Genomic DNA, 12717 nt, shown 5'->3' on the forward strand with positions numbered 1-12717 from the left:
GATGCTCCCCACCGGCGTCCATTTCGAGACCTATGCGGGCGAGGCGCGCATCCTCAAGACGCGGCGCGCGACCGCCTGGCTCGGCCTGCTCATCCTCGGCCTCGTGATCCTGCCGCAGGCGGTCGGGCCTTACACGGTCGGCGTCTTCACCCACATGTTCATCACGCTGATGGCGGTCTACGGGCTTTATGTCACGGTGGGGCTGGGCGGGCAGATCAACATCGCGCAATCGGCCTTCGTGGGCGTGGGCGCCTTCGCGACGGCGAAGCTTTCGGGCTACGGCCTGCCGTTCTGGGCGGTGATCCCGATGGCGGCGCTGATCACGGGGGCGGTTTCCGTGATCTTCGCGCTGCCGGCGGCGAAGGTGAAGGGCTTCTACCTCGCTTTGACCACCCTCGCGGCGCAGGTCATGTTCCCCATCGTGATCTTCGCACTGCCGATGGACTGGCTGGGCGGGCTCGTCGGCATGGCGGTCGAACCGGTGCGCCTCGGCCCCATAACGCTCGGCAGCCCGGTACACTTCTACTATTTCACGCTGGTTCTCGTGGGCCTGCTCACGGTCGCGGCCTTCAACCTGCCGCGCACCCGCTTCGGCCGGTCGCTGATGGCGGTGCGCGACAATGACGTGGTGGCGGAAGTGATGGGCGTGCCCGTCTTCCGCACCAAGGTGATGGCGTTCTTCGCCGGCTCGCTGTTCGCGGGCGTGGCGGGGGCGTGCACCGCCTATTTCCTGCAGTTCGTGACGGTGGAGAGCTTCACGCTCTTCGCCTCCGTCTGGTACCTCGGCATGCTGATCGTCGGGGGTGCGGCAAGCCCCGTGGGCGCGATCCTGGGCGTCGTCTTCATCACCGCTGTGCAGGAGGGCCTGCACAGCGCCGCAACCGTCATGCTCCAGTCGGGGGCTGCGGGCGGGGGGATGCTGTTCGCGCTCACCTCCATCGTGCTCGGCGGCTGCATCCTCGTCGCACTGATTTTCGAACCGCGCGGACTGGCTCACCGGTGGTCGGTGATCCGGACCGCGTTCCAGCTCTGGCCGTTCCCGCGCAACTGAAGATCGACGCCAGTGCTGCAAGACCGGGGGCGGGAAAGCCTCCGGAACGAAGGGAGGAAAGGACCATGAAGTACAAGTGCGCGATTGTCGCCGGCGCCATGCTGGCGATGGCGAGCGGACCCCTGTCCGCCGCCGAGTACGTGATGAGTGCGAGCGCGGACTATTCCGGCCCGTTCGCGGACGTCATGCCGAACGCCATGTCGGGGATCAACGCGATCGCCGACTGGTGGAACGCCGAGGTCGGCAAGGACCTGGGCGTCACCGTGCAGGTGAAGATCTACGACATGCGCTACGACGCATCCGTGATCGCGCGCACCTGGCCGGCGATTCTCAGTTCCGACCAGCCGATCCTCCACCTGGGCTTCGGCTCGCCGGACCTCGTGACGCTGATGAAGCGCCTGCCGGGCGACAAGGTGCCAATGCTGATCGGCACGGCGATGGTCGGCCTCGTCTGGGCGCCGGACGGCTGGCATTACTCGATCCGCCCGACCTACAGCCACGAGTTCGCAGGCCTGATGTCCGACCTGCAGGAGAAGAAGGGCGACAAGCTGAAGATCGGCGCGGTCAGCACGCAGAAGTCGGCGGGCTTCGTCGACCAGGTGAAGGGCGTGCAGAAGCTGGCGGAGATGTACCCGGAGCGCTTCGAGGTGCTGGAGGTGCAATGGGTCGAAGCCTCGCCCGTCTCCGTCACCAACAACATCCGCGCCATGCTGGACGGCAAGCCGGACGTGATCCTCGTCGGCGGCACCACCGCGCAGGTGATTGCCACGGCGCAGGCACTGGAGGAACTGGGCGCCAAGGTGCCGATCATCTCGTCCACGCACAACGGCCTCTCCGAGGTCGCCAAGGGCATCGACATGGCGAAAATGGAAGGCTCCTTCTCCGCCTTCTCCTTCGCCCCGCCCGCGCGTGACGGCCTGCCGATCCGCGACGTCTACGAGAAGTACAAGAAGGACGGCAACTGGGGCCTGATCACGGCCCAGTCGGCGGCGCAGGCGCTGCTGGCGCTGCGCGTGCTCGAGCATGCGGTGAAGACGGTCGGCGCCGACAACGTCACCGGCGAGGCGATGCGGGCGGCGCTGCTCGACCGCGTCTACACGGAGGAGGAGCTTCTGGGCTCGCTCCCCTCGGTCGACTTCGACACCACCGCGCCCTTCCCGATCGGCGAGATCAAGGCGACGGCGGAGGTCGTGGAGGGCGGCAAGATCGTCCCCTACGGCGAGGGCTGGATGCGGGTCCCGCCGCTCGAGAAGTGGTAAGCGGCGGCTGACGGCGGAAACGGAGAGCAGGCCCATGGGACTGACCCTGAGCAATGTGGACGTGGTCTATGGCGGCGTGATCCAGGTGCTGCGCTCGGCGAACCTGGAGGTGCCCGACGGTGCGATGGTCGTGCTGCTGGGCTCCAACGGCGCCGGCAAGACCACGACGCTCAAGGCCATCTCGGGCCTGCTCCATTCCGACCTGGGGGAGGTGACGGCGGGCCGGATCACGCTCGACGGCACCGACATCACCAATGGCGACCCCTACGACATCTTCGGGCGCGGCGTCGTGCAGGTGCTGGAGGGCCGCAAGGTTCTCGAGCACCTGACCGTCGAGCAGAACCTGATGGTGGGTGCGCACCGGCGCACCGACCAGGCGCAGGTGAAGGCGGACCTCGACCGGGTGTTCAGCTATTTCCCGCGCCTTCCGGACCTTCTGAAGCGCACCGCCGGCTATCTCTCCGGCGGCGAGATGCAGATGCTGCTGATCGGGCGCGCGCTGATGGCGCGGCCCAAGCTGCTGATCCTCGACGAGCCGTCCATGGGGCTCGCGCCGATCCTCGTCGAGCAATTGTTCGAGGCCATCGGCCGCATCAAGCGGGAGGAGGGGCTGACCGTCCTGCTCGTCGAGCAGAACGCGCGCGCCGCGATTGCCCAGTGCGACTATGGCTATGTGATGGAGGGCGGCCGCATCGTGCTGCACGGCACGCGCGAGCAGCTCGAAAGCAACCAGGACGTCCAGGAGTTCTACCTGGGCTTCTCCGGCGAGGACAAGCGGCGCAACTTCCGCGAGGTGAAGCATTACCGCCGCCGCAAGCGGTGGCTCGGATGACCGCGATGCGTGTCACCTCACCCCGTTCACTCGATGGCGCCCGCGGCGCGCAGCGCGGCGATCTCGTCCGCGCCGAAGCCCCATGGCTCCAGCGCCTCGGGCGCGTTGCGGCAGCCCTCCGCGCCCGTGATGGCGATGGCGCCGGGCGTGCGGCTGAAGCGGGGTGCGGGCGCGTGCTGCATCACGCCGTCGACGTCGATGAAGGCGGCGCGCGCGGCAGCCTGGGGGTGGGCTTCGGCCTCCGCCATGTCGAGCACGGGCGTGACGCAACCGTCGGTCCCGTCGAACAGTTTTGCCCAGTGATCGCGCGGCTGGCCGGCGAAGATTTCACCAAGCCTTTCCGTGCAATAAGCCTCGTCCTTCACCTCATTGCTCAGGAAGCGCGGGTCGCTGTCGAGCCCGAGCGTCTTGAGCAGGACCTTGCGGAAGGCGGGCTCGATCGCGCCGACCGCGACGTGACGCCCGTCGGCGCACACATAGGTGCGGTAGAAGTGGCGCCCGCCGTCGATGGTGCTTGTGCCGGGCGGGGTCTGGCCGCCGCCCGCGACCGCCAGCGCCTTGAGCAGGGCATAGAGGCTCGCCGACCCGTCCACGATGGCGGCGTCGACGACCTGGCCTTTGCCGGACTGGCGCGCCTCGATCACGGCCGCCAGCAGGCCGAACGCCATGAACAGGCCGCCGCCCCCCATGTCGCCGATCAGCGGCGGCAGGCCGGTGGCGAGCTTTCCCTGCTCCCCGAAGAGCGACAGCGCGCCCGACAGCCCGATGTAGTTGAGGTCGTGCCCCGCCATGCGCGAAAGCGGCCCGTCCTGGCCCCAGCCGGTCATGCGGACATAGGCCAGCCGCGGATTGGCGGCGAGGCAATCTTCGGGGCCGAGGCCCAGCTTCTCCATGGTGCCGGGGCGATAGCCCTCGATCAGCGCGTCGGCCTCCGCGACAAGGCGCAGGATCAGCGCGCGCCCCTCGACCGACTTGACGTTGACGCGCACCGCGTGGCGGCCCCGGTTGAAGATCGCGGCCGGCCCCATCTTCTCGAAGTCGAGCGTCGGGTCGGGCGGCGGGTATCCGCCGGGGCGGTCGATGCGCAGCACCTGAGCGCCGAGGTCGGCGAGCAGCATCGCGCCGAAGGGCGCAGGCCCGATCCCCGTGAACTCGACGATCTTCAGGCTCGAAAGCGGTCCTTGCCGCATCGTCGCGGTGCCGGTCATGGCGTGGCGTCCCTCCCTCTCGTGGGTGTCCGGCGTGACGCGCCACGCCGCCCCATTTGTTATGATCATCTATGAAGAAACAACGATAATGTACTGTCAATACAAGAATAAGAACCAACAGAATGCGCCGGTCGTTCCGGCCTGCACACGTACCCGCACCGGCGGGAGGGGGTGAGCCATGGCGACGCTGCAAAGCCGCTTCGACCCGAACGATGCGCAAGCGATGGAGAACGCGCGCGCCTATGACGCGCTGCTGGCCGACATGCAGGAGAAGTTTGCCTGGGCGCTGGGCGGCGGGGGCGAGAAGATGGTCGCCCGCCACTATGCGCGGGGCAAGATCCTTGTGCGCGACCGCATCGACCTGCTGGTCGACCCGATGACGCCGTTCCTGGAGCTGACGCCGCTCGCGGCCTGGGGGCTCTACGGCAATGGCGTGCCCTCGGCGGGCATCGTTACGGGTGTCGGCACGATCCGGGGCGTGACCTGCATGATCATTGCCAACGACGCGACAGTGAAGGGCGGCTCCTTCTTCCGCGAGACCGTGCGCAAGCACATCCGCGCGCAGGACATCGCGCTGGAGAACCGGCTGCCGGTCGTCTATCTCGTCGACTGCGGCGGCGCGAACCTGAAGAACCTCGAGGACGTCTTCCCCGACCAGGAGCATTTCGGCGGCACCTTCTACCGCCAGTGCCGCATGTCGGCGGAGGGCCTGCCGCAGCTTGCCGCGGTCTTCGGCGAGTGCACGGCGGGCGGGGCCTATATCCCGGCGCTCGCCGACGAGTTCGTGATGGTCGCAGACAATTCCTCGATCCACCTCGGCGGGCCGCAGATCGTCAAGGCGGCGATCAAGGAGGTGGTGGACCGCGACACGCTGGGCGGGGCGGAGATGCACTCCTGCGTTTCCGGCGTCTCCGATCATTTCGCCGCCGACGAGCGCGAGGCCATCGCCCGCCTGCGCGACATGGTGGGCGCGCTCAATTATCCGCAGAAGGCGCACGGCGATATCCGGAGCCCGCGCGCGCCGCTCTACGATGCGGCGGAAATCCCGGCCATCGTCGGCACCGACCTGTCGCGTCCCTTCGATCAGCGGGAGATCATCGCCCGCATCGTCGACGGCAGCGACTTCCACGAGTTCAAGCCGCTCTATGGCGAAACGGTGGTCTGCGGCTTCGCCCATATTGAGGGCTATCCCGTGGGCTTCATCGCCAACAATGGCGTGCTCTTCTCCGAAAGCACGCTGAAGGCGGTGCACTTCATCGAGCTGTGCGACCAGCGCAACGTGCCGCTCGTCTTCCTGCAGAACACGACCGGCTTCATGGTCGGTTCGGACGCGGAGCGGGGCGGGATCTCGAAGAACTCCGCCAAGCTTGTCTACGCCGTCTCCAACACGCGCGTGCCCCGCTACACGGTGGTCACCGGCGGCTCCTACGGCGCGGGCAACTACGGCATGAGCGGGCGCGGCTTCCGGCCCCGCTTCATGTTCATGTGGCCCAATGCGCGGCTCGGCGGCATGAACCCGGACGTGGGCTCCTCGGTGCTGATGGACCTGCGCCGGGCGAGCATCTCGCGTCACCCCGCGACGGAAGAGGAGCTTGCAGCCTACGAGCAGGAACTGCGCGACATGTTCGAGACCAAGTCCGATCCCTACTACTGCACCGCGCGGATCTGGGACGACGGGATCATCGATCCGCGCGACACCCGCGCCGTGCTCGCCATGTGCCTCGCCGTGGGCGCCATGCAGCCGCCGGAACCGGGCAACCGCCCGGTCTACCGGATGTGAGGGAGGTGCCCATGTCCCGCTTCGCCACGGCGCCCAATCCCATCCGCAGCCTGCTCGTCGCCAACCGGGGCGAGATCGCGGTGCGCGTGATCCGCACGGCCCGCGCGCTCGGCCTGCGCACCATCGCGGTCTACTCCGACGCCGACGCGGGCGCGCCGCACGTGCGCGCCGCTGACGAGGCCGTGCGCATCGGACCTGCGTCCGCTGCCGAGAGCTATCTGAACATCGATGCGATCCTTGCCGCCGCCCGCGCCACGGGCGCGGATGCGATCCACCCCGGCTACGGCTTCCTGTCGGAGAATGCAGGCTTCGTGCGTGCCTGCGACGCGGCTGGCATTACCTTCGTCGGCCCGTCGGCGGACGCGGTCGCGGCGATGGGCTCCAAGATCGCGGCCAAGCGCATCGCCGCCGAACATGGCGTGCCGACCGTCCCCGGCTATCACGGCGACGACCAGAGCCCGGAGACACTGGCGCGGGAGGCCGAACGCATCGGCTATCCCGTCCTCATCAAGGCGTCCGCAGGCGGCGGCGGCCGGGGCATGCGCGCGGTCCACAAGGCGGAGGAGTTTTCCTCCGCGCTCTCCGCCGCGCAGGCCGAGGCGACATCGGCCTTCGGCGACGGGTCGGTCCTGCTCGAACGCTTCATCGGGCGGCCACGCCACCTCGAGGTGCAGGTGGTGGGCGACGCGCACGGCAACATCGTCCACCTTTTCGAGCGCGACTGCTCCGTCCAGCGCAACAACCAGAAGGTCATCGAGGAGGCGCCCGCGCCCAACCTGACGCCCGCGGCGCGCGAGGCGTTGCAGGACGCGGCCCTCAGGCTGGCGCGCGCCATCGGCTACACGTCCGCGGGAACGGTCGAGTTCATCATGGAGGAGGGGAGTGCGGAGCCCTTCTTCCTTGAGATGAACACGCGCCTGCAGGTCGAGCATCCGGTGACGGAGGAGATCACCGGCGTCGACCTCGTCGAATGGCAGCTGATCGTGGCAGCGGGCCTGCCGCTGCCGCTCGCCCAGGCTCAGATCCACGCCAGGGGGCACGCCATCGAGGTGCGCCTCGCCGCCGAGCGTGCGGACCAGGGCTTCGCGCCCGCTATCGGCCGTTTCGTGCGCGTGGGACCGGTGGAGGGGATGCGCCTTGACACCGGCATCGCCGACGGCTCGGAGGTCGGGCTGCACTATGACAGCATGCTCGCCAAGGCGATTGCCTGGGCGCCGAGCCGCGCCGAGGCGGTCGCGCGCCTGTCGGCGGGGCTCGCGCGGCTTCCCGTGCTCGGCACGCCCACCAACCAGGCGTTCCTGAAGGACTGTCTCGCCCGGCCCGATTTCGCGCAGGCGCGCGCCACGACGCGCTTCCTGCCGGAGAACTTCCCCGAGGGCTGGGCGCCGGAGCCCCGCGCGCTGGCCCGTGTCCGCGCGCTCGCGGCAGCCTTCTGGATGTGGGGACCGGGGGGCGGGGCAGCGGCCACGCCGCTCCATGCCCGCACCGGCTTCCGCGTGATGGGCGCGCGCCGGCCCGCGCGCGTCGAACTGGACGTGAGCGACGATTACGGTACGGCGAAGCTCGCACTGATCCGCGGTCCGGAAGGCGCCTCGGCCGAGGTGGAGGGCGAGACGCTGCCTCTCACGCTGCCTTCGGGCGAGGGCTGGGTGCACGAGGGGCTGCCCGTGTTCTCCTTGCGCGACGGCGACACGGTGCACCTCGCGCACGATGCGCTGGCTCTTTCCGCGCAGGTCGGTCTCGCCATCGAGATCGACAGCCTGGCGAAGGTCGAGGGCGCGGGATCGGGCGCGCTGACCGCGCCGTTGCCCGGTCTCGTCACGCAGGTCGCGGTCAGGCCGGGCGACCGGGTCGCGCAGGGCGCGACGGTCTTGCAGATGGAGGCGATGAAGCTCGTCCACACGCTCGCTGCCCACGCCGCCGGTACGGTTGCCGCGGTCCATTGCGCGGCAGGCGACACGGTGCGCGCGGGCGCGCTGCTCGTGGAAATAACCCCCGACGAAGAGGAGGACTGACCGATGGCGGGGCTCTGGTACGAGGATTTCGAGGAAGGCATGGTGTTCGATCACGAGTGGACGCGCACCATCACCGAGGCGGACAACCGCTGGTTCTCGCTGCTGACGATGAACACCCAGCCGGTGCATATCGACGCTCACGCAGCGGCGAAGAGCGTCTGGAAGCGCCCGCTGGTCAACAGCCTCTTCACGCTCGGCCTCATGGTCGGCATGTCGGTGAACGACACCACCTTCGGCACGACCATCGCCAATCTCGGCATGACGAACGTGACCTTCCCGCACCCGCTGTTCGAGGGCGACACGGTCAAGGTGCGCACCACCGTGCTCGGCAAGCGCGAGAGCAAGTCGCGCCCGGGCGAGGGGATTGTCACGCTGAAGCACGAGGTCTTCAACCAGGACGGCGTCATGTGCGGCTCGTGCGAGCGTGCGGCCCTGATGATGAAGCGCCCGCAGAAGGCCGCCTGACCGATCAGGCTGCCGAAATCCCGCCATTGATGCTGATCGTCTGCCCGGTCATCCGGGCTGACGCCGGCCCCGCCAGGTAGACGACCATGCTCGCGAGATCCTCCGGCTCCACGACGCCGAGGCTTGCGAGCGTTTCCGCCTTGCCGAAGATCCGGTTGCAGAACGGGTCGGCCATCAGGTGATCGTAAAGACCCGTTCCCCGCACCACGCTGGGGGTGAGGCAATTGACGCGGATGCCGTTGCGCTTGGCCTCGTACGCCATGCCCCGGCAGAACATCACGATGGCCGCCATGCCCGCGCCCACGACCGTCTCGCCGGGGGTGGCAACCTTGGCGGCGTCCGAGGCGAAGCAAACGACCGAGCCCCCGCCGCGCGCCGTCATGTGCGGCAGGACCGCGCGCGCCGGATGCGTGATGCCGGCCACGAGGCTCGTCAGGATCGGCATCATCTCCTCGATGGGCGTGAGGTGGAGGAGGCGCGGCGTCGGTTCCCCGCCGCCCGCGCTCACCAGCACGTCGATGCCGCCCATCCGGTCGGCCGCCGCGTCCGCCATGGCCTGCGCCGCCAGCGGATCGCGCGCGTCGCATTGCAGAAAGGCGACGTCGGCTTGCGGGAATGCGTCTGCCAGCGCGGCGCGCGCGGCCTCGCCGCGTTCTGCCGAGCGGCCCGCGAGGACCATGCGCGGCACGCCCGACGCCAGCAGAGCCCGCGCGCACGCATGTCCGATTCCGCCCGTGCCCCCGACGATCAGCGTCGCACACTCCTCCAGCGGCCTGGCTGACATCCCCCGTTCCTCCCGTCTTCCTGCGGTGTCCCTGAGGGCAGTCTAGGCGTGCGTCCCGAGCCGCAGAAGCGGAAAAGCTAATCCGCATTCAGGACTCAAATTGCGGATTGTGCAAAAATGAAACGTTAACTAAGCTGATCGGCGGCTAATACATCAGTGGGGTAGTGCAATGTCCGATTTCGATGGGGGCAGTGTGCCCGATGCGATGCCGCCCGCGGACCTGGGCGGCGGTCTGGATGATTTCTCGCTGCCGGACATGACTGGGCCGCAGGTCCAGATGCCGGTCGAGGGGGTGGACGACTTCTCCTTTTCGGGGCCGCAGGTCGTGGACACAGGCGGGTATGTGCCGCCGTCCGATGCCGACTTCACACCCAACCCCTCGATGCAAAGCGCCTTGCAGGGCGCGGCGGACGATCCGTTCCTCGATACGCTCAACGGCACCGCGCCGCCACCCGCGCAGATCCCGATGCCTTCGGTCGACTGGGACGCGCCTGCCGACCTGCCGGATACGGTGACCTACGGCGATCCCTTCACGCCGCTGACGCCGGGGACGCAGCCCACGAACCTCATCACCGGCGAGACGATCCAGAACCCGATGGATGTGGACGGCGCGCTCGACGACATCGGCGCGATGCCCGGTATCGTGCCGAGCCAGCCTGCTGCCACAGCCAGCATCCCGGCCAATGGCCCGGTGATCAGCGATCTCGCCCTCATCGATCCGGTCACGGGCGAGCTGCCGCCCGATCCGCGCGCGGCGCTTCAGAACGTCTATACCGACCCGAACACGGTCCGGATCGGCGCGCTGCCGGAGGGCTATGTGTTCCCGGAACCGGACGACAGCCCTGTCAACCCGGCGCTGCAGTTCGCGGCGGGCTTCGCGCACGAGACGGCGTCCGGCGTGGCCGGAACGATGACGCTTGCCGGCATGGGGCTGAACCTCTTGCCCGGGGACGCAGGGACGCCGCTGACGCAGGCGGGCCAAGCCTACCAGCAACAGATCGACGCTACCTACGGCGGCCCGGACGGCGCCTGGATGCAGAGCCAGTCGTTCCAGACCGGCGCGATGACCAACCGCGTCGCGGGGCTGGGGGAGGCGACGTTCTCCGGTGCGGCCGGGACCGCGTCCGCGGCGGGGCGGGCCGGCCTGCTGGACGACCTGCCGGGCGGCCCGATTCGCCTGGCGGACGATGTGCCCGCACGGCCGGCGCTGGCGGCCGACGATGCGCCGGTCTGGACCGCGCGCGGCGATGGCACCTTCAGCGCCCCCGTAGCGCCCGACGACGCTGCCGCGACCGTGACGGTGCGCGCGGCGACGGTGGCGGACGATGTGCCGCCGCCGGGAGCGGGTGGCGGTGCCAGCCTGCTCGACGGACCGGATGCGACCGTCGCTCCGGTCCGGCTGAGCGGTGCGCCGGACATCCAGCCCACCGTTCCCCCGATGCAGGGCGGCGATGCGGGCGTACCGGTCCGGACACCGGCGCAGGGTGCGCCCTCTGCGCAGTACGTCCCGTTGGACGAGGTGGATGCGCCGGACTCCTTCATGTCGGCGCCATCGTCCACGGGCGGCGACGGGGGCGCGGAGGTCACGCAGGCGCTCAATTCCGGACCCCGCACGGGCAATGTGTTCGGAACGGGCGTCGAGGCCCCGCAGACGCCCAGCGTGATCCGCGACGTTGCGCCGGAAGACCTGCCCGTCGTGCACATGAAGAGGGGGGGCTCGTTCTATCAGGACAGCCTGGCGCTCAAGCCCGGCACAGACGGGTTCGTGTGGACGCCCGAAGACCTCGACGTGTCCATGGTCACCCAGCTCAGCCTGCCGGACAGCGGCAGCCTGACCCTCTATCCGCAGACGGACGTCGGGGCGGTGCTCGACAATGATGCGTTCCGCCAGAATGCGCTGACGCCGCAGCAGACGGCGGCGCTCGAGGTGCTCGACGCGAACCCGGATCTGCGGGCGCTCGCCATGCCCGAGCTTATCCCCGCCGACCAGCTCGACGAGGCGATGACCCGCCAGATCCTGCCCGCCATGCGTGAACTGGGGACGCAGGCGCTGGGGACGGATCCAACCAACTCCATCGAGTTCGGAACCGCCTATGCCCGGCCGGCCAACCAGCCGGATGCGCCCTACCGCCTCGTCGGCTTCTCGGTGGGCGGATCGGGCGAGGTCTCGATGCAGCCCCAGGGAGCCGTGCTGGATAGCAGCCTCAGCAACTTCGATCTTGTGACGGCCCATACTCACCCGATCAAGGCAACGCGCGATGGGCAGCTCGTCCCCAATGGCTTCTTCTCGTCGGGGGACATCGGGTACGCCAATGCCAGAATGGACCAGCAGCTTGCCGACGGCACCGGCGGCCGGTCCGTGACGCACACGCATTACGGCGCCGGGATGCAGGAGGGGACCGGCTTCTACAGATACCAGCTCTCGGGCGCTTCGGACATGGACTATGAGGCGGAGGGGCTGCCCGTCTATCTGACGCAGCCGGTCACGAAGCAGGTGAACTACATTCCCGAAGCTGACGGGTCGCTGCCGCCCGAAACCATCGCCTTCGATGACCTTGGCGATCCCATGGGTGGGAGAAGCGTGGTTCCGACCGGGTCGCTGGTGGATCCGCAGTACGCCGGCACGGCCACGATCGTGCCGCCGGACCAGCACTACCAGACCTGGGCGAGGCCTGAGGATGCATATGCGCGCTTGCTCGCGCCGCCTGAGCCGCGGACACCGGCCGATGCGGCGCCTGCCGCTGTCATACAGCCTGCGCAATATACCCTGCCGCCGGACGCAGCCGCCCAGATCACGCAACTCGGCGGCGGCAGCGCTGACGCGCAGGTCTTGGAGGGCATGATCAAGGAGTTCGTCGCCGGCGGCGCCTCGGCGGACGATGTGGACCTGGGCGAGTGGATCGGGGAATGGCAGAAGGCGGGAGTGGTGTTCGGGGACACGCTGCCCGAGGGGCGCACCCTCGATGACGCCGTGAGATACGTGCATTCGGCGGTCGACGTCGCCGAAGGGTACGCAGACGTGGCCGAGTGGCCCGACGGGACGACGGGACTGGACGAGTTGCCCGTCGCCCTCCAGCCGCGGGAGGAGGTTTTCGAAGGGCTGAGGCTGATTTCCGCCGACAATGGATCGATCAGGTTGTCCAATCCCAACACCGGGGAAACGCTGACGGTCGACGGTTTCCTGTCGCCGCAGCAGGCTGCGGACCTGAAGGGCAAGGACCTGCATCTTGAGGTCGAATACGACCCCCGTGCCAGGACGTGGGAGCTTCTGGACATCGGCGAGCAGGACTGATCCCCCCCGGCCTTGATCGGGCGCAAGGCGG

The 12717-nt window shown here is 68.8% G+C and carries 9 protein-coding genes; 7 read left to right on the forward strand and 2 right to left on the reverse strand.

All coding sequences use genetic code 11. The features are described from left to right. Position 1: 1 nt before the first annotated feature. From NJQ99_RS03700 to NJQ99_RS03710, 3 genes are all read left to right on the forward strand, one after another. Positions 2–1051 carry a branched-chain amino acid ABC transporter permease gene (locus NJQ99_RS03700; RefSeq protein ID WP_269331446.1) on the forward strand — a complete coding sequence of 350 codons (1050 nt, stop codon included), beginning with the start codon at positions 2–4 and terminating at the stop codon, positions 1049–1051. Positions 1052–1116: 65 nt separating this feature from the next. Further along, positions 1117–2310: an ABC transporter substrate-binding protein gene (locus NJQ99_RS03705; protein ID WP_269331447.1), complete on the forward strand. Its 1194-nt coding sequence runs from the start codon at positions 1117–1119 to the stop codon at positions 2308–2310. 34 nt (positions 2311–2344) lie between these two features. Continuing rightward, positions 2345–3142, forward strand: a complete 798-nt coding sequence (locus NJQ99_RS03710; RefSeq protein ID WP_269331448.1) for an ABC transporter ATP-binding protein — start codon at positions 2345–2347, stop codon at positions 3140–3142. A gap of 26 nt (positions 3143–3168) precedes the next feature. Here the strand turns inward: NJQ99_RS03710 and NJQ99_RS03715 are convergent, their stop codons facing one another. Next, the gene (locus NJQ99_RS03715; RefSeq protein WP_269331449.1) at positions 3169–4350 is read right to left on the reverse strand and encodes a CaiB/BaiF CoA transferase family protein; all 1182 of its coding nucleotides are present in this window, start codon (positions 4348–4350) and stop codon (positions 3169–3171) included. A gap of 178 nt (positions 4351–4528) precedes the next feature. On the opposite strand from NJQ99_RS03715, the gene NJQ99_RS03720 reads away from it, so the two are divergent. The 3 genes from NJQ99_RS03720 to NJQ99_RS03730 are packed head-to-tail and all read left to right on the forward strand — an operon-like array spanning position 4529 to position 8610. Next, positions 4529–6130, forward strand: a complete 1602-nt coding sequence (locus NJQ99_RS03720) for an acyl-CoA carboxylase subunit beta (RefSeq protein ID WP_269331450.1) — start codon at positions 4529–4531, stop codon at positions 6128–6130. Positions 6131–6141: 11 nt separating this feature from the next. Beyond that, positions 6142–8145 carry an ATP-binding protein gene (locus NJQ99_RS03725; RefSeq protein ID WP_269331451.1) on the forward strand — a complete coding sequence of 668 codons (2004 nt, stop codon included), beginning with the start codon at positions 6142–6144 and terminating at the stop codon, positions 8143–8145. Positions 8146–8148: 3 nt separating this feature from the next. Further along, positions 8149–8610 carry a MaoC family dehydratase gene (locus NJQ99_RS03730; protein WP_269331452.1) on the forward strand — a complete coding sequence of 154 codons (462 nt, stop codon included), beginning with the start codon at positions 8149–8151 and terminating at the stop codon, positions 8608–8610. 4 nt (positions 8611–8614) lie between these two features. Here the strand turns inward: NJQ99_RS03730 and NJQ99_RS03735 are convergent, their stop codons facing one another. Then, positions 8615–9394 carry an SDR family NAD(P)-dependent oxidoreductase gene (locus NJQ99_RS03735; RefSeq protein WP_269331453.1) on the reverse strand — a complete coding sequence of 260 codons (780 nt, stop codon included), beginning with the start codon at positions 9392–9394 and terminating at the stop codon, positions 8615–8617. Positions 9395–9563: 169 nt separating this feature from the next. Between NJQ99_RS03735 and NJQ99_RS03740 the strand changes: the two genes are divergently transcribed. After that, positions 9564–12686, forward strand: coding sequence for a hypothetical protein (locus NJQ99_RS03740; protein ID WP_269331454.1), 3123 nt, complete (start codon positions 9564–9566; stop codon positions 12684–12686). The last annotated feature ends 31 nt before the right edge of the window (positions 12687–12717 follow it).

Origin of the sequence: Futiania mangrovi (assembly GCF_024158125.1) — a bacterium.
Classification (GTDB): domain Bacteria; phylum Pseudomonadota; class Alphaproteobacteria; order Futianiales; family Futianiaceae; genus Futiania; species Futiania mangrovi.